Below are 16678 nucleotides of genomic sequence, written 5' to 3' on the forward strand. Positions count from 1 at the left end.
TGCAACAAAGATACGACAGATCTAGGACGGGCAAGGTCCCGTCCGCAACCCGGTCGAAAGCCGCACTTGCTCAACCGACTTTGGACCGCCTCGTTCCCGTTTGCATGGATGGTGAACACTGCGGTATCGCCGCAGGGCATTGTCTTTGGCGCCTGAGACATTACCTTCCCAACGCATTTACCGAGGAAAGCACCATGTATACCGGCATCGTCCAGACAGTCGCCCCGATCAAGTCCGTCATCCGCCATGACGGCTACACGACGTTCTACGTCGAACTCCCCGAGCGGCTGATGGTGGATCTGCAACTGGGTGCAAGTGTTTCGGTCGAAGGCGTATGCCTTTCCGTGACCTCGATGGACGGCACAATCGTCACCTTCGACGCCATGGATGCGACGCTGGAGCGCACCAATCTGGGCATGCTGCAAGCCGGAGACCGGGTGAATATCGAGCGCTCGGCAAAGCCGACCGACGAAAATGGCGGTCACAACATTGCCGGACACATCGCGACGACGGCAGAACTGGTCGCGGCAAAGATGGAAATGCCGGGTGCGTTCATCCGCTTCCGCGTGCCCGAGGAGTGGGCGAAGTATGTCTTCAAGCGGGGCTATCTTGCCGTGAATGGTGCAAGCCTCACGGTGGCGGAGGCCGAGGACGACACGTTTACGATCAACCTCATCCCGGAGACGCTGCGCCAAACCACGTTTCCACGTTACAAAGCTGGTGATGCGTTGAACATTGAGGTCGATCATCAGACCATGGTGATGGTTGACGTGGTTGAGCGCACACTTGAACGTCTGATGTCCAAGCGCGCCTGACGCGATATTAGTGCTGACCACCCGGTCGCTGCGGCAGCACGTCGTTCAGAATGGAAACCAGGACCTTCCCGTAGTCTGCAGGCTTCGGTGCGCAAAGCTCCGGCGGTATGCCGTTCTCCTCGATCTCCCGGATGGCTGATCCCGAGACGATGCGAAACGGTATCCCGCTGCGGCGCAACCGCTGAACGATCGGCGTCACGTCCCCATCACGAACCTTGAAGTCAAGGATCGCCCCTGAAATATGCTCGTTTTCGAGAATTTCGAGCGCGTCTCGGACCGTTTCGGTCGTGATGACATTGACCCCAGCGCGGGCGACCGCGTCGGCGGCATCCATGGAAATGAAGACATCGTCTTCGACAATGAGGATCGTATCGATGGCAAGGGGCTGTCCTGGTCTCATCTTCGTTCTCCTTTTGCCACCACAACGCCCACAACCGCTGTTTGTTCAGATTTTCATAAATTGCTAAACAATATGGTAAACATAGACTTAACAGCTCAAGCAGGAGACATGTTGCTCGCATAAATAGAACATGCCGTCCGATGGAACATCCCTGCGAAGCCACGCGTTTCCCATGCCGGAAACCACGGGAGTTCATCCATGCAGATCATCGAAACAGAAGTCATTGAAGGCCACGACACAAAAGGTGGCTTCGTCGTCGAATTCCTCGGAGACGGCGGCGAGAAGGTATCGGTTCACATGGCACAGTCTGAAAACGGCAGCCTGAACCGGGACAACGCCCTGCAAAAGGCGCAGGTCCTGCTCGTGCAGGCGAGCCGCTTCGGTGCAACCGCCGAAAGCGGAAACGATGAAAAGAGTGAAGCTGTCGAGAGCCTGCGTCAGGAGCAGCAGGAGACAGCCGACAATCCGAACAGCAACTCCGCCCTGCAGGAAGGACTGGAAGACACCTTCCCCGCCAGTGACCCGGTCTCGGCGTCCTACACCTCCACTATCGCCATTGACCGGAAGCATTGATCTCGTAAGGGAACGGTACCGTCAGGGATTTGGGACATGCCTTCTGAACTGAACAGCTTCGGCACCGCGACCACTCTGGAACTGTCGGCCATCGTCATCAGGCTACTGATCGCGATGGTCTGCGGCGCCTGTATCGGCGTGGAGCGCGAATGGCGCAGCCACGCTGCCGGCTTGCGCACCCACATCCTCGTCTGCCTGTCGGCGGCGATTGTTGCAATCCTGACCATCGAAATCGCTCATCACGGCGCCTTCGACCGAGACGAGATCCGTCTGGACCCCATCCGCCTGATTGAAGCCGTAACGGCAGGTGTTGCATTCCTCGCGGCAGGAATGATCGTCTTCAACAAGGGAGAGGTGAAAGGCCTGACGACGGGCGCCGGCCTCTGGTTTGCCGGGTCTATCGGCCTTGCCTGCGGGCTCGGCTTTTGGCAGATCGGCCTCATTGCAAGCGGCTTTGCGCTGAGCGTGCTGTGGCTGTTGCGGCTGCTTGAACACCGGCTGCCCCTACCTCCCGAGCGCGACTGAAGCCGCGCTCGGCAAGACGATCCTACCTCAACAGGCTCTGGCCACCATCGACCCAGATCGGCGTTCCGGTCACATGGCGCGATGCATCAGACGTGAGAAAACCGATCACATCGGCCACCTCCTCTATCGTGCCGGGTTCCCCACCCGTCAAAGGAATGTCGCCGTCAGGGAAGGTCACCGGTACCTCGGTCTGATCCTTCTTGCGAATATGCGTGTTGTCGTCGATTTCGGTCTCGATCGCGCCCGGGCAAACTGCATTGATCCGGATGCCATGGCGGCCGAGCTCGAGCGCCAATTGCTGCACCATGGCAAGTTGGGCGGCCTTGGTCGCCGAATAGGCTGTTGCACCCGGTGAGGTGAACGTCCGGGTTCCGTTGATCGAGGAGATCACCACGATCGAGCCGCCATTTTTCTTCATATGCGGCACAGCATGATGCAGCGTGAGATAGGTGCCGCGCAGGTTGATCGCGATCGTCTTGTCGAATTCCTCGGGCTTGAGGTCATCGATCGGCGCCCAGGTGCCGTTGATCCCGGCATTCGCAATGACAATGTCCAGCCGCTTTCGTTCGTCGGTCAGTCGCGTCAACGCCTGCTCCATCTCATGATGATCGCTCACATCGGCGACCAGGACCATCCCGTCGCCCCCGGCTGCGCGGATCTCCGCGAGCGTCTCGTCCAACTCCTCTCGTGTCCGCCCCAGCAGACCGACAAAGGCACCACCCTTTGCCAGATTGAGAGAAGCGCCCTTGCCGATCCCGGAGCCCGCTCCGGTCACCACGGCGGTTCTCCCGTCGAGTTCGCCGCGCCTCATGACTTGCCCTCGACATGTTCGGGCTTGCCCTGACGCTTCGTTGAGGCGAGCTCTTCGAGCTCCTTCTTGCTCATGCTATGTTCCATGCTGCGCGACGCGCCCTTGAGATCGGACACCTTAGCCTCACCCCGCTTGGCGGCCAGTGCAGCACCAGCCGCCTTCTGCTGCGCCTTCGATTTCGCCGGCATCTGCACACCTCCTGTTTCATCCGATTTCGATGCGAGGCAAACCGGCAAAGGGGCTGAAAGTTCCAGCCGGAGAGGGGCTTGGAACAAAGCTTCGCGTTCGGGAATTAAGCTGCGCAACTCCAGACATCAGAGGATCAGATGGACGCCAAGAGCACGCATTTTCATGTCACGCCGGGCGAATGGCACAGTCTCGGCGCGTGCTTCGATGGAGAGGGCACGAACTTCGCTCTCTTTTCAGCCCATGCGGAACGTGTCGAGCTCTGCCTCTTTGACGACAGCGGCAGCGTCGAAATCGCCCGGCTTGAGCTTCCAGAATACACAAACGAAGTCTGGCATGGTTATGTCCCGGGCGTGCGCCCCGGACAGCTTTACGGCTACCGTGTCCACGGGCCCTATGAGCCGGAGAACGGTCATCGCTTCAATCCGAACAAACTACTCCTTGACCCCTATGCGCGCGAAATCGTCGGCGATTTCGCCTGGTCGAAGGCTCATTTCGGCTACGACCTGGATGCGGAAGAGAAGGACCTCACCTTCAACACGCTCGACAGCGCGTCATGCTCGCCGAAATGCCGGGTGATCGATCCGAATGAGAACCGCATGTCAAACGGCTTCGCCCGCATCCCCTGGTCCGACACGATCGTCTACGAGACCCATGTCAAAGGCTTCACCAAGCTGCATCCCGCGATCCCTGACAATCTCAGAGGCACATTCGACGGCCTCGGCCACAAGGCGGCCGTCGACTATGTAAAGAGCCTCGGCATCACCTCGATCGAACTTCTGCCCGTGCATGCCTTCCCGGACGATAGCCACCTGATGGACAAGGGGCTTCATAACTTCTGGGGTTACAACACGATCGGCTTCTTCTCGCCCGCGAGCCGCTACTACGGTCCCAAAGGTCTGGTGGGCTTTCGCGACATGGTCCGCGCGTTCCACGATGCCGGCATCGAGGTTATCCTTGACGTCGTCTACAACCATACGGCCGAAGGCAACGAACTCGGCCCGACGCTCTCCTTCAAGGGCATCGACAATTTCTCCTACTACCGGACGATGCCGGACAATCACCGCTACTACATCAACGACACGGGCACGGGAAATACGGTGAATACGTCCCACCCGCGCGTCCTGCAGATGGTGATGGACAGCCTGCGCTACTGGGCTGAGGAGATGCATGTCGACGGTTTCCGCTTCGATCTGGGTACGATCCTCGGCCGGGAACCGGAAGGCTTCGATCAGCGCGGCGGCTTCTTCGACGCCGTCAGCCAGGATCCCGTTCTCTCCAAGGTCAAGCTGATCGGCGAGCCCTGGGACATCGGCCCCGGCGGTTACCACGTCGGCGGCTTCCCGCCGGGCTGGGCCGAATGGAACGACAAGTATCGCGACTCGACCCGTGAATACTGGTTGAACGCCGACAACACCTCTCAGGACTTTGCCGCCCGCCTGCTAGGCTCAGGCGACATCTACGACCTGCGCGGCCGTCGCCCCTGGGCGAGCGTGAACTTCATCACCGCCCATGACGGCTTCACCCTGAACGACCTCGTGTCCTACGACCAGAAGCACAACGAAGCCAATGGCGAGGACAACAACGACGGCCACGACCATAATCGCAGCCACAACTACGGTCACGAAGGTCCGACGGACGATGCCGAGATCAATGCGATCCGCGACCGTCAGAAGCGCAATCTCCTGGCAACACTGTTTTTCTCGCACGGCACACCCATGCTGCTCGCGGGCGACGAATTTGGCCGCTCGCAGATGGGCAACAACAACGGCTATTGCCAGGACAGCGAGATCAGCTGGCTGCACTGGGAAGACCTGCCGCAGTCCTGCGAGGATCTGCGGGAATTCACCCGCCGGCTGATAGCTCTTCGCAAGGCGCAACCTCTTCTGCGTCGCTCGAACTGGCGCGATGGGATGCTTATCGACTGGTACCATGTCGAAGGCGGCCATCAGGAGCCCGAACACTGGTTCGATGGAAACCCGCTGGCGCTGAGGCTCCGGCGACCTGATCTGGAGGCGGAAGAGGGTGTTTGGCCGGAGGCGCTCCTGCTCTTCAATCCGGTCGCCGAGGACATTGATTTCGTCCTACCTGAAACCGGCGGCGGGAACTGGCAACTCGAGCTGACGACCTTCGATGTGGAGCGGCACGGCGATATCGCGGAAGAAGGCAAGGCGTTCAGGCTGCAGGCACGATCGCTTGCGCTGCTCAGACGCGCCTGATCCTTGCCGTCAATCCCGCGAGGCGCGCTGCAGCACCTCGAAATCGTAAAGCTGTCCGGCGACCGAAATGCGCCGGGCAGAAATCATGACGGGGACCATATTGCCGGCTGCGTCATGGATTTCACCTCGCATGCCTGCATAGCCACCGTCACGGTCCAGCAGCATCAGACGCTCGGCACGCGCTTCACTCCCCGACACGATGCCAGAAGCCATCATTTCGTTTCCACCGATATCATCCCAGCTTTTGCCGACGAGATCGAGATAGGCCTGATTGACCCGGATATAGCGCGAGCTCTTCTGGCCGATACTCGAAATGGAGAAGGCCACCGGCGACAATTCGAAAAGCGCCTGAATGACCGGCCCGGATAGCGCCGTTGACTCGGCCTGCTCGATGACGTCCCTCAACATCAGCTCATCGTCTCGGCCGGCAGTGATTTCATAGTCGGCAGGCATTGCAAGCTCGTCCCGGAGAACGGCAACGAAACGCCAGAGGTCGATCTCCAGAAACTGCGGTTTGTGGCTGTCGTCTACCTTTTCGAGACGCTCCGGAAGCGCGTTGATCGCATCGGTGAGACGCTGTGTCTCACGCGGGCTTCGAGCGGAGTCCAACAGGCTGCGGAGCTTGCCCTGGGCGATATCCTGCAGGATGGCATAGGCGTTTTGCAGCTTGGCTGCCCGCTCCGCCTCCACCACTTCGACGGGACGAGAGCCGTCGGCAACGGGCAGCTCTTCGAGGAGTGCCCAGATATGACGCTCTTCTGGAGATTCCTCGTGCTTCGCGGCCCCTTGCGGCGCATAGCGGATCAGACTGAGTACGGTATCGACACCAAACGTGTCGACATCGGCTTCCGCGGTCTGGCCATTGGGCCCTACCTTGAGAGCCGTCAGCCGGGTCGGTCCGCCATTGTCGTCGAAGTATATGCAGACCTCTAAGATCGCATCAGGGAATTCCAGCCAGGGGTGTTCACTCCGGAACACTGCAAGCGCAGAGTGGTCGAGCACTGTTAGAGCATACATGACGCGTCCTCCACAACCGGCCGTAGCATACAGCAAAGGCCATCCTGCCTGATAGATCAGGAATCGCCAAATATCAGCATAAAGCAAACATCGCGGCTTCTGAATGTGTTTCTAGCCGCCGACAAGTATATGAATGTTTAAGCTGAAATCTTTGAGTTCTGGGAGCGACGCAAGAATGCGACAGTCCGGCGCCCAAACCCATAAATAGTCAGGGACGCCGGACTGCTTGAGTTCGAAAGAGCGATCAGAAGAAGGCCTGGATGCCGGTCTGGGCGCGGCCAAGGATCAGGGCATGCACGTCATGCGTGCCTTCATAGGTGTTCACGGTTTCCAGGTTCTGCGCATGGCGCATCACATGGTACTCGATCTGGATACCGTTGCCGCCATGCATGTCGCGGGCCATGCGGGCGATGTCGAGCGCCTTGCCGCAATTGTTGCGCTTGATGATCGAGATCATCTCCGGCGCGAACTGGTGTTCGTCCATCAGACGGCCGACGCGGAGTGACGCAAGCAGACCAAGCGAGATTTCGGTCTGCATGTCGGCCAGCTTCTTCTGGAAGAGCTGCGTGCCGGCAAGCGGCTTGCCGAACTGCTTGCGATCAAGGCCATACTGCCGAGCGCGATGCCAGCAATCCTCCGCCGCACCGAGAACGCCCCAGGAAATGCCGTAGCGAGCACGGTTGAGGCAGCCGAAGGGACCCTTGAGACCCGACACGTTGGGCATCAGCGCATCTTCGCCGACTTCGACGCCATCCATGACGATCTCGCCAGTGACCGAAGCGCGCAGCGAAAGCTTGCCGCCGATCTTTGGTGCGGAGAGGCCCTTCATGCCCTTCTCAAGAATGAAACCGCGGATCTCGCCACCATGCGCTTCCGACTTCGCCCAGACGACGAAGACGTCGGCGATCGGCGCATTGGAGATCCACATCTTGGAGCCACGCAGACGATAACCGCCCTCGATCTTTTCGGCGCGCGTCTTCATGCCACCCGGATCGGAGCCGGCATCCGGCTCGGTCAGGCCGAAGCAGCCAATCAGTTCGCCGGAGACGAGACCCGGCAGATACTTGTCCTTCTGCTCCTCCGAGCCATAGGCATAGATCGGATAGATGACGAGCGAGGACTGGACGCTCATCATCGAGCGATAGCCCGAGTCGATGCGCTCGATCTCACGTGCGACGAGGCCATAGGAAACATAGTTCGCGTCAGCAGCGCCGTATTTTTCAGGCAGGGTGACACCAAGCAGGCCAGCCTTGCCCATCAGCCGGAAGAGTTCCGGCTCGACCGTTTCGCCGAGATAGGCGTCGGCGACCCGCGGCGCGAGCTCGGCTTCTGCAAAGGCCGCTGCCGCATCCTGGATCATCCGCTCATCCTCGCTCAGGATCTCGGACATCAGGAAGGGGTCACTCCAGGAAAAGGGTCGCATCTCGCTCATCGGTCTCATCCATTTGTTTCGTTATCCCAGATTGCTCATGTCGGAGTGCAATTCAACCCATGTTTACTCATGTTGCTATTAGGTCTATTCATATCGCATGCTCACACATCAACGCCGCTTCCTGCCATCGACGAGTGCTCTCGCCGCCTTCGATTCCGTCGCCAAGCTCGGTAGCTTCTCGGCCGCCGCCAACGAGCTGGCGCTGACACAAGGCGCGATCAGCCGTCAGATCGGCCTTCTCGAAGACCAACTCGGCGTCAAGCTTTTCGAGCGGACCAATCGCGGCGTCGCGTTGACCACCATCGGCCGCACCTATGCCAAGGGCATCGGCGACGCGCTTGCCACGATCCGCACGCTGTCGCTGGAGGCCATGGCAACCCGCGATGACACCCATCTGCGCCTCGCCATCCTGCCGACCTTCGGCACCCGTTGGCTTATGCCGCGCATGCCGGACTTCCTCGCGAAGAATCCGGCCATCATCATGGACTTCGCCACCCGCATCGGCCAGTTCGATTTCGAGGGCTCCGGTCTCGATGCCGCGATCCATATCGGTGAACCGAACTGGCCAGGCACCGATTGCCAGTTTCTGATGCATGAATTGGTGGTGCCGGTCTGCAGTCCGGCCTTTCTCGATGCCAACCCGGTGAACCGGCCGGAAGACCTTCTGTCCAAGCCGCTGTTCGACATGGCGTCCCGCCCACGGGCCTGGGAACAATGGTTTTCCAGCCTCGGCATCAGCGAGGGCCGCGGAGGCGGCATGCGCTTCGAGCAATTCTCCAACGTCGTCCAGGCCTGTCACGCGGGCCTGGGGATCGCGCTCGTCCCGACATTCCTGATCGAGCCGGAGCTGGCGAGTGGCCAGCTGGTCCGCGCCTGGGATCATAAGGTGAAAAGCGCAAGCGCCTACTACCTCGTCCGCCCGCTGTCGAAGATGGCCTATGGGCCGGCCAGCACCTTTGCCACCTGGATCATCGAACAGGCAAGAAGCTTCAGCGAGCGACGCCCCGCGAGTGCTTGAAGACCACCAAGAAATGACTCGTAGGGTGTGTCCTGTGCCGATTGACAAGCCTCCGTCATGAGCAAAGACTAACCTCCGAAGCCATGATCAGGCTTGGAGGGGACCATGTTTACGAACCGTTTTTCGGCGTTGCTCACAGTCGCGCTGGCTCTATTGCCATTATCCCCTTCAGCTTACGCGCAGGATATCAGGACAATCGAACGCATTGACGATGCGGACTATTTCGGATTCGACCTGCGAACCGAAAAGAACGTCTCCATCGATGAATGCGAGGCGAGCTGCATCGGCGACGCCTCCTGCCGCGCCTTCACTTTTAATCCGAAGGTCAACTGGTGCTTCCTGAAGTCCGATTATGACCAGCTGAACAGCTTCCCGGGCGCGATCGCGGGCCGCATCGTGGTTCAGACGGCGGAAGAGGACATCGGCGCTCCGCCGGCGCTGACCTTCGTCTCCGACTACCTGAAATCGGAAGCCCGCAATCAGCGCAGCAATCTTGTCATTGCAGCCGAACAGCAGGGCCTGGGACGGGACTCGCTGATTGAAATAGGGCGCGCCTCCTTTGCAAGTGGCAACATCGACTACGCCATTCTGTCCCTGAAGGGTGCGCTGGCGATCGATGCAGACGACGAATCACTCTGGCTCGAAATGGCCCGGATGGCCAATACCGTCATCAACAACTACGGCATGGCCAACGAAGGCGCGATGGCGTCGATCAACGGCTACCTCTTGACCCGTGGCGCCTCCACCCGCGCCGACGCGCTCGCCACGCTGGCAAAGTCCCTTGAGAACAGCGAGAACTGGCGTCCAGCCCTCAGCGCCTACAAGGCAAGCCTCGAACTCGCGTCGAATGCGCAAGTACGCGCCGCCTTCGAAGACCTGCGCTCCCGCCAGGGTTTCCGCGTCGTCAACAACACTGTTGATTCCGACAGCGCTTCGCCGCGCGCCTGCGTCGAGTTCTCCGAACCTCTGGTCAAGCGCGGCGTCGACTACTCGTCCTTCGTCACGCTTGACGGCAAGACGCCGAAGGCGCTGGAAGCAAAAAACAACCAGATCTGCGTCGAGGGCCTGGAGCATGGCGGGCGCTATCGCCTCGCAATCCGCGCCGGCCTCCCCTCCTCGGTCGACGAAAACCTGGATGCTCCGGTCGAACTCGAGCTCTATGTCCGTGACCGCACATCGACCGTACGCTTTACCGGCGACAGTTTCGTTCTCCCATCATCCGCGCGCCAGGGCATTCCGCTCGTCTCGATCAACAGCGAAAGCGCCAATCTCGAACTCTACCGGATCGGCGACCGCAACATCGCCCCGCTTCTCGCCGCCTCGCAGTTTCTCACCCAGATGGACGGCTACACCGCCGGCCGCGTGAAGGACGAGATCGGCGAACTTGTCTGGCAGGGTTCGGTCGAGATTGCCAACGAGCAGAACAGGGAGGTCGTTACCAGCATTCCGCTGCAGGAGGCCCTGCCGACCCGCAAGCCCGGCATCTATGTGATGACTGCGGTCTCCCCGACTGGTGTGAACGAGAGCTGGGACAGCCGCGCGACGCAGTGGTTCGTCGTCTCCGATATCGGCCTTTCGACCTTTGCCGGCACCGATGGGCTGCATGTCTTTGCACGCTCGCTGGCATCGGCCAGCCCACTTGCCAATATCGAGCTGCAGCTGATCGCAAAGAACAACGAGATCCTGGCGACCGCCACAACTGACGCCGAAGGCCGGGCCCGTTTTGACGCCGGCCTCGTGCGCGGTGGCGCAGCGCTGGCTCCGGCCGTGATTGCGGCCCGCAGCGATGCTGACGACAACGTCTTCCTCGACATGACCCGTGCCGGCTTCGACCTCTCCGACCGCGGCGTCACCGGTCGCCCGGCACCGGGCCCGGTCGATATCCTCGCCTGGACCGAACGCGGCATCTACCGCCCCGGCGAGACCGTGCATGCCGTAGCGCTGGCCCGCGACACCAATGCCGACGCCATTTCCGGCCTGCCGCTCACCTTCCTCTTTTCGCGACCCGACGGGGTCGAGTTCCGCCGTTTCGCGGTGTCAAGCGAAACGCTGGGCGGTTATGCCGTCGACCTGCCGATCCTTGCCAATGCGATGCGTGGCACCTGGACAGTCGCCATCCACACCGATCCGAAAAAACCGGCCATCGCTCGGTCGACATTCCTGGTCGACGATTTCGTGCCCGACCGTCTCGACCTGAAGCTTTCGAGCCAAGCCGGGGCAATCTCTATAGACGAAGCCGTTACCGTGTCGGCCGATGGCCGTTATCTCTATGGCGCGCCGGCAGCCGGCCTGACGCTCGAAGGCGAGGTGGTGATCCGCCCGACGACCAGCCATCCCGATTTTCCCCGTTACAGCTTCGGCCTTTCGGACGAGGAGGGCATCGAAGACATGCGTCTGCCGCTCGAAGGGCTGGACGCGCTGGATGACGATGGCCTCGCCGAAATCGAGGTTGCCCTGACCGATCTGCCCTCGACGACACGCCTCCTGAACGCGGATATTGTCCTGCGTCTGCGCGAAAGTGGAGGCCGCGCGGTCGAGCGCAAGCTAACCCTTCCCGTCACGCCGGAAGGACCCGTCATCGGCATCAAGCCGGAATTCGAAGGCGAGGTCTCCGAGAACTCGAATGCCGCCTTCAACCTGATCGCGCTCGGCTCTGATGGCGAGCGCCAGGCCCTAGCCGGCGCGAGCTGGAAGCTGATCAAGCTGGAGCGGAACTACCAGTGGTATCGCGATGGTTCCTCCTGGCGCTATGAGCCGATCACCACGACCAAGCTCGTGGCCGACGGCACCGTCGATATCGCAGCGGAAGGCACACCACTTTCAACACCGGTGACCTGGGGCGCCCATCGTCTGGAAGTCGAGCAGGGCGGCGCCGTCACCAGCGTCGACTTCGATGCCGGCTGGTTTGTCACAGCAAGCTCTACCGAAACGCCAGACGCACTCGAGATTGGCCTTGACAAGCCGGCTTACAAGGTCGGCGATACCGCAAAGCTGAAGATCTCGCCGCGTTTCGCAGGCCAGGTTATCGTTACCTCGGGCACCGATGCCCTGATTTCGACGCAGGTTGCCGAAGTCCCGGCCACCGGCACGGAAATCGAAATTCCAGTTACTGCGGATTTCGGCGCCGGGGCCTATGTGACCGCGACCCTTTTCCGCCCCGGTGATGCCGAGGAAAGCCGCATGCCGGCGCGTGCAATCGGCATTGCCTGGCTCGCCGTCGATCCGGGCGCCGACAAGCTTGCCATCAAGCTTTCGCCACCGGAAAAGACCTTGCCCCGCCAGCCCCTGGAAATCCCGGTGGAAGTGACCGGCGCTGGCATCGGCGAGGAGGCCTATGTGATGGTCGCCGCCGTCGATGTAGGCATTCTCAACCTCACCCGCTATGAGACACCCGATCCGGAAAGCTACTACTTCGGCCAGCGCCGCCTCGGTCTCGAACTGCGCGACCTCTATGGCCGTCTGATCGATGGCTCGCTGGGCGCAACCGGACGCCTGCGCACCGGTGGTGACGGCGGCCAAGTTGCCCTGCAGGGCAATCCACCGCGCGAAAAGCTTGTGGCGTTCTTCTCAGGTCCGGTGAAGCTCGATGCCGAAGGCAAGGCGATGATCTCCTTCGACATCCCGCAGTTCAATGGCACGGCGCGTATCATGGCCTGGGCCTGGTCGAAGACCGGCGTCGGTCACAGCGAGGCGGACGTGATCATACGAGATCCGATCGTCGTGACGTCGAGTTTGCCCAAATTCCTCGCCCCTGAGGACGAAAGCAGTCTTCGTCTGGACATCGCCGCGACGGACGCTCCATCCGGCACCTACACGCTGGCCGTCACCGGCAACGGTCCCGTCAGTATCGGAGGATCGGAAAGCCAGGAGGTCACGCTGACGGCGGGTGAAACCACCACCGTAACCCTGCCGCTCACTGCCAACACACCCGGCGACGGCGCGATTGACATCGCGCTCACAGGTACAGACGGCATAGCCATTTCCCAGTCTCTCGATCTTCCCGTACGCCCAGCAACGCTGCCGATCACCGAGCGTCAGGTCATTGCGCTCGCACCCGGCAAGAGCCTGACCGTCGACGGCGACCTGCTCGCAGACAGCCTCTTGCAGGGAGCCTCCGTCAGCCTCAATGTCGCTCGCGCCGATGGCTTGGACATTCCGGGCCTGTTGATGGCCCTTGACCGCTATCCCTATGGCTGCGCCGAACAGACGACCAGCCGCGCGCTGCCGCTTCTATACTTTGATGAACTGGCCAAGCTTTCCGGCCTGCCGGAGGACGAGTCAATCAACAAGCGCGTCCAGGACGGCATCCTGCGCGTGCTGGCCTATCAATCGTCGAGTGGCTCCTTTGGCCTCTGGGCACCGGGTTCCGAAAGCCTCTGGCTCGACGCCTATGTCACCGACTTCCTGACCCGCGCCCGCGAACAGACCTTCGACGTGCCGGAGGAAGCTCTCGTCCAGGCCTTGCAGAACCTGCAGAACCGCATCGCCTATGACAACGACATCCGCACGCGCGGCAACGAGATCGCCTATGCTCTCTACGTGCTGTCACGCAGCCGCAAGGCCTCGCTGAGTGACCTTCGCTACTACGCGGACACGATGCTAGGCGACTTCCCGACGCCCCTGTCGAAAGCGCATCTGGCAGCGGCATTGTCGCTCTACGGTGATAGCGAGCGAGCCAACGCCGTTTTCCTTGATGCAGCCGGCATGAGCGAACAGGCCCGTATGACGCCGGTCAGCTTCTCCCGTTCCGACTATGGCTCGGCGCTTCGCGATGCCGCTGGTGTTCTGGCCCTTGCCGCCGAAAGCCGTCCGGTTCCGCCTGTCGTCCCGATCCTGGCAAAGGTCGTGGCCGACGAGTGGAAGGCCAAGCAGACGCTCAGCACCCAGGAACAGACCTGGATGCTGCTAGCCGCCCGCGCACTCCAGCAGGATGACGAGGGGCTGAAGCTTGAGGTCAATGGTACCGAAAAGACTGGCGCCTATGCGGCCACGATCCCGGGCGACGCACTCCTAGAGGCGCCGCTGACGCTGACCAACACCGGCCTTGATCCCGTTAGCGCTGCGGTCACCACGGTCGCAGCCCCGGCCCTGCCACCGGCAGCCGGCGGGGAAGGCTTCGAGATCAACAAGACCTACTACAGCCTGACCGGCGAAGAGGCCAACATCACAGAGGTCATCCAGAACGAACGCTATGTCGTGGTGCTGGAAGTGACGGAAGCGGATGACTGGCCGGCCCAGTTGCTGGTGACCGATCAGCTTCCGGCGGGCTTCGAGATCGACAATCCGAGCCTGGTCGACAGCGCAGCGCTCGCCAACTTCGACTGGATCGGCCAGACGGAGACCGCGCATCTCGAATTCCGCAGCGATCGCTTCGTGGCTGCCGTCAATCGCGGCGAGGGCGAAAACGGGACCATCACGCTGGCTTACGTCGTCCGCGCCGTCACGCCTGGTACCTACGACCTGCCGGCCGCGAACGTCGAAGACATGTATCGTCCGCAGCTGTCGGCGCGCACGGCAGCCGGTGCGATGACGGTCTCGACGGCACCCTGATGGGCCGCCTGAGGCGCATCAGTATAAGCTTGGGGGTGGCTGCCATCACGGCCACCGCCTCGCTCGCTGCGCTGGATTGGGCAGACAGAAACTACCCTCCCCCGCTGGAGGAAGCGCGCGCAGTCTCGACCGAAATTCTCGATCGCGACGGCCAGCTCTTGCGTGCCTTTGCCACGAAAGAAGGCCTCTGGCGCTTGGAAACAACAGTCGATGACGTCGACCCTGCTCTCATCCGCATGCTGATCGCCTATGAGGACAAGCGCTACGCGGACCATCACGGCGTTGACCTCATGGCGCTGGGACGTGCCGCCTGGCAACTGGCCGCCAACGGCCGCATCGTTTCGGGCGCATCCACCCTGTCCATGCAGGTCGCCCGCCTGATCGAGCCTCGTCGCGAGCGATCGCTGACCGCCAAACTCATCCAGATCGCCCGCGCGATCCAGTTGGAGCGGCGTCTGTCGAAGACCGAGATCCTCAATCTCTACCTGACCCATGCCCCCTATGGCGGCAATCTGGAAGGCGTGCGCGCAGCAAGCCTCGCCTGGTTTGGCAAGGAGCCGAAGCGGCTCTCGACTGCCGAGGCCGCTCTGTTGGTCGCCCTGCCGCAACTGCCGGAAAAGCGCCGCCCCGACCGCTACCGCCACAACGCACACGAAGCGCGCAAGCGGGTTCTGGAACGCGCTCGCGAAGCCGAAGTCGTCGACAAGACGGAGGTCGAGCTCGCGCTGAACGCATCCCTCCCCTCTATGCGCAGGCAGTTGCCGGCGCTTGCCCCACATCTCGCCGAAGCCGCACGGCGCAAGGCACCCGAGATCAGCACCCACCAGACCACCATCCTGCGACCGGTACAGGAGACCCTGGAAAAAGTGGCGCTCGAAGCGGGCCGCAAGCTCGATCCCAAGGTCTCGCTCGCCTTGCTGATGGCCGATGCCACCACCGGCGAGATTGTCGCAGAAGTTGGAGCTGCCGATTACTTCGATGCCTCCCGCTCCGGCTGGATCGACATGACGCGCGCCGAGCGTTCGCCGGGCTCGGCGCTGAAACCCTTCATTTACGGCCTCGCCTTCGAGCAGGGTCTGGTGGCTCAGGAAACCATTGTCGAGGATCGCCCGGCCGACTTCTTCGGCTACCGCCCGAAGAATTTCGACATGCAGTATCAGGGCGATGTCAGCATCCGACAGGCTCTGCAGCTGTCGCTCAACGTGCCGGCCGTGCGTCTTCTTGATGCCGTCGGTCCGTCTCGCCTGATGGTTCGCCTCCGACGCGGCGGGGTCACCCTGAAACTGCCCCCCAACGAAGCGCCAGGCCTCGCGATTGCGCTTGGCGGTGCCGGCATCACGCTGAAAGACCTTGTGCAGCTTTATGCCGGTCTCGCAAACCGCGAACAGCCGGTCCGGCTCGGCGACGGCATCCGCGACAAGGCCGAACTTGTTGACGAAGAGTCGCTTTTCGAACCCGCAGCCGCCTGGACGGTGGCAGACGTCCTCGGCGACGTCCTGCCTCCAAGCGGCAGCCCGCCCGCCGGCATCGCCTACAAGACCGGCACCAGCTACGGGTACCGCGACGCATGGTCGGTCGGCTATGACGGTCGTTATGTGCTCGGCGTCTGGATCGGTCGCCCAGACAATGCCGCCGTCCCCGGCATATCGGGCTATCAGACGGCAGCCCCGATCCTCTTCGAAGCCTTTGCCAAATCCGGCCTTGCCGGAACGCCCCTGCCCCGCGCCCCGACAGGTGCAAACCGAATCGCCGCATCGGACCTGCCGCAATCGCTTCGCCGCTTTTCCTTGGAATCCAATGGCCTGGTCGCGGTTTCCGCGCGCGAGCGGCCACCACGGATCGTTTATCCCCTGGAAGGTTCGGTTCTCGAACGCGGCAAGGGCGCGGATGGCGAGGCTTTGCCTGTCGTCATGAAGATGCAAGCCGGACGCGCGCCCTTTCGGTGGCTCGTCGATGGCAAACCGATGCGTGAATCCACGCGCCGCAGAACCGGCGAGTGGCATCCCGAAGGCATAGGGCAATCGACTCTGACCGTGATCGATGCGGAAGGGCGAGCCGCTTCAGTCAATGTCTTCGTCCGGAATTGACACGCCTGTTGCTGGCAGCCGTGATCCACCGCAAGACGGCTCGCG

At 61.6% G+C, this 16678-nt stretch carries 12 protein-coding genes; 7 read left to right on the forward strand and 5 right to left on the reverse strand.

The features are described from left to right. The first annotated feature begins 194 nt into the window (after window positions 1-194). On the forward strand, window positions 195-815 hold the full coding sequence (locus GH983_RS17100; protein WP_153763042.1) for a riboflavin synthase subunit alpha: 621 nt from the start codon (window positions 195-197) through the stop codon (window positions 813-815). 7 nt (window positions 816-822) lie between these two features. Here GH983_RS17100 and GH983_RS17105 read toward each other — a convergent pair whose 3' ends face one another. Beyond that, window positions 823-1215, reverse strand: coding sequence for a response regulator (locus GH983_RS17105; protein ID WP_153763043.1), 393 nt, complete (start codon window positions 1213-1215; stop codon window positions 823-825). A gap of 198 nt (window positions 1216-1413) precedes the next feature. Between GH983_RS17105 and GH983_RS17110 the strand changes: the two genes are divergently transcribed. Both GH983_RS17110 and GH983_RS17115 read left to right on the forward strand, forming a co-directional pair. Then, window positions 1414-1788 carry a hypothetical protein gene (locus GH983_RS17110; RefSeq protein WP_153763044.1) on the forward strand — a complete coding sequence of 125 codons (375 nt, stop codon included), beginning with the start codon at window positions 1414-1416 and terminating at the stop codon, window positions 1786-1788. Between the two features lie 36 nt (window positions 1789-1824). Beyond that, window positions 1825-2313 carry an MgtC/SapB family protein gene (locus GH983_RS17115; protein WP_054148599.1) on the forward strand — a complete coding sequence of 163 codons (489 nt, stop codon included), beginning with the start codon at window positions 1825-1827 and terminating at the stop codon, window positions 2311-2313. A 22-nt stretch (window positions 2314-2335) separates the two neighbouring features. On the opposite strand, the gene GH983_RS17120 is transcribed toward GH983_RS17115, so the two are convergent. Together GH983_RS17120 and GH983_RS17125 are read right to left on the reverse strand one after the other, a co-directional pair. Then, window positions 2336-3124: an SDR family NAD(P)-dependent oxidoreductase gene (locus tag GH983_RS17120; RefSeq protein ID WP_069043066.1), complete on the reverse strand. Its 789-nt coding sequence runs from the start codon at window positions 3122-3124 to the stop codon at window positions 2336-2338. Then, window positions 3121-3312, reverse strand: a complete 192-nt coding sequence (locus GH983_RS17125; RefSeq protein ID WP_054148597.1) for a DUF3008 family protein — start codon at window positions 3310-3312, stop codon at window positions 3121-3123. The genes GH983_RS17120 and GH983_RS17125 overlap by 4 nt, the downstream gene beginning before the upstream one ends. Before the next feature lie 138 nt (window positions 3313-3450). On the opposite strand from GH983_RS17125, the gene glgX reads away from it, so the two are divergent. Beyond that, a complete protein-coding gene (gene glgX, locus GH983_RS17130) occupies window positions 3451-5529 on the forward strand; it encodes a glycogen debranching protein GlgX (RefSeq protein WP_069043065.1) in 2079 nt (692 codons plus the stop codon). 9 nt (window positions 5530-5538) lie between these two features. Here the strand turns inward: glgX and GH983_RS17135 are convergent, their stop codons facing one another. Together GH983_RS17135 and GH983_RS17140 are read right to left on the reverse strand one after the other, a co-directional pair. Next, the gene (locus GH983_RS17135) at window positions 5539-6546 is read right to left on the reverse strand and encodes a diguanylate cyclase (protein ID WP_153763045.1); all 1008 of its coding nucleotides are present in this window, start codon (window positions 6544-6546) and stop codon (window positions 5539-5541) included. Between the two features lie 244 nt (window positions 6547-6790). After that, on the reverse strand, window positions 6791-7978 hold the full coding sequence (locus tag GH983_RS17140) for an acyl-CoA dehydrogenase (RefSeq protein ID WP_069043063.1): 1188 nt from the start codon (window positions 7976-7978) through the stop codon (window positions 6791-6793). Window positions 7979-8075: 97 nt separating this feature from the next. Between GH983_RS17140 and GH983_RS17145 the strand changes: the two genes are divergently transcribed. The 3 genes from GH983_RS17145 (at window position 8076) to pbpC (ending at window position 16633) form a co-directional block, all read left to right on the forward strand. Beyond that, on the forward strand, window positions 8076-8996 hold the full coding sequence (locus GH983_RS17145; protein WP_153763046.1) for a LysR family transcriptional regulator: 921 nt from the start codon (window positions 8076-8078) through the stop codon (window positions 8994-8996). A 105-nt stretch (window positions 8997-9101) separates the two neighbouring features. After that, entirely contained in the window at window positions 9102-14546 is a 5445-nt protein-coding gene (locus GH983_RS17150) for an alpha-2-macroglobulin family protein (RefSeq protein WP_153763047.1), read from the forward strand. Further along, a complete protein-coding gene (gene pbpC, locus GH983_RS17155; protein WP_153763048.1) occupies window positions 14546-16633 on the forward strand; it encodes a penicillin-binding protein 1C in 2088 nt (695 codons plus the stop codon). The genes GH983_RS17150 and pbpC overlap by 1 nt, the downstream gene beginning before the upstream one ends. Window positions 16634-16678 lie beyond the last annotated feature (45 nt).

The sequence above is a fragment of the Agrobacterium sp. MA01 genome, assembly GCF_009650195.1.
Lineage (GTDB): Bacteria > Pseudomonadota > Alphaproteobacteria > Rhizobiales > Rhizobiaceae > Allorhizobium.

Bases quoted from the DNA above. Each gene is read 5' to 3' on its own strand.
- GH983_RS17100 (WP_153763042.1), top strand. From the start codon at position 195: ATGTATACCGGCATCGTCCAGACAGTCGCCCCGATCAAGTCCGTCATC.
- GH983_RS17105 (WP_153763043.1), bottom strand. From the start codon at position 1,215: ATGAGACCAGGACAGCCCCTTGCCATCGATACGATCCTCATTGTCGAA.
- GH983_RS17110 (WP_153763044.1), top strand. From the start codon at position 1,414: ATGCAGATCATCGAAACAGAAGTCATTGAAGGCCACGACACAAAAGGT.
- GH983_RS17115 (WP_054148599.1), top strand. From the start codon at position 1,825: ATGCCTTCTGAACTGAACAGCTTCGGCACCGCGACCACTCTGGAACTG.
- GH983_RS17120 (WP_069043066.1), bottom strand. From the start codon at position 3,124: ATGAGGCGCGGCGAACTCGACGGGAGAACCGCCGTGGTGACCGGAGCG.
- GH983_RS17125 (WP_054148597.1), bottom strand. From the start codon at position 3,312: ATGCCGGCGAAATCGAAGGCGCAGCAGAAGGCGGCTGGTGCTGCACTG.
- glgX (WP_069043065.1), top strand. From the start codon at position 3,451: ATGGACGCCAAGAGCACGCATTTTCATGTCACGCCGGGCGAATGGCAC.
- GH983_RS17135 (WP_153763045.1), bottom strand. From the start codon at position 6,546: ATGTATGCTCTAACAGTGCTCGACCACTCTGCGCTTGCAGTGTTCCGG.
- GH983_RS17140 (WP_069043063.1), bottom strand. From the start codon at position 7,978: ATGAGCGAGATGCGACCCTTTTCCTGGAGTGACCCCTTCCTGATGTCC.
- GH983_RS17145 (WP_153763046.1), top strand. From the start codon at position 8,076: ATGCTCACACATCAACGCCGCTTCCTGCCATCGACGAGTGCTCTCGCC.
- GH983_RS17150 (WP_153763047.1), top strand. From the start codon at position 9,102: ATGTTTACGAACCGTTTTTCGGCGTTGCTCACAGTCGCGCTGGCTCTA.
- pbpC (WP_153763048.1), top strand. From the start codon at position 14,546: ATGGGCCGCCTGAGGCGCATCAGTATAAGCTTGGGGGTGGCTGCCATC.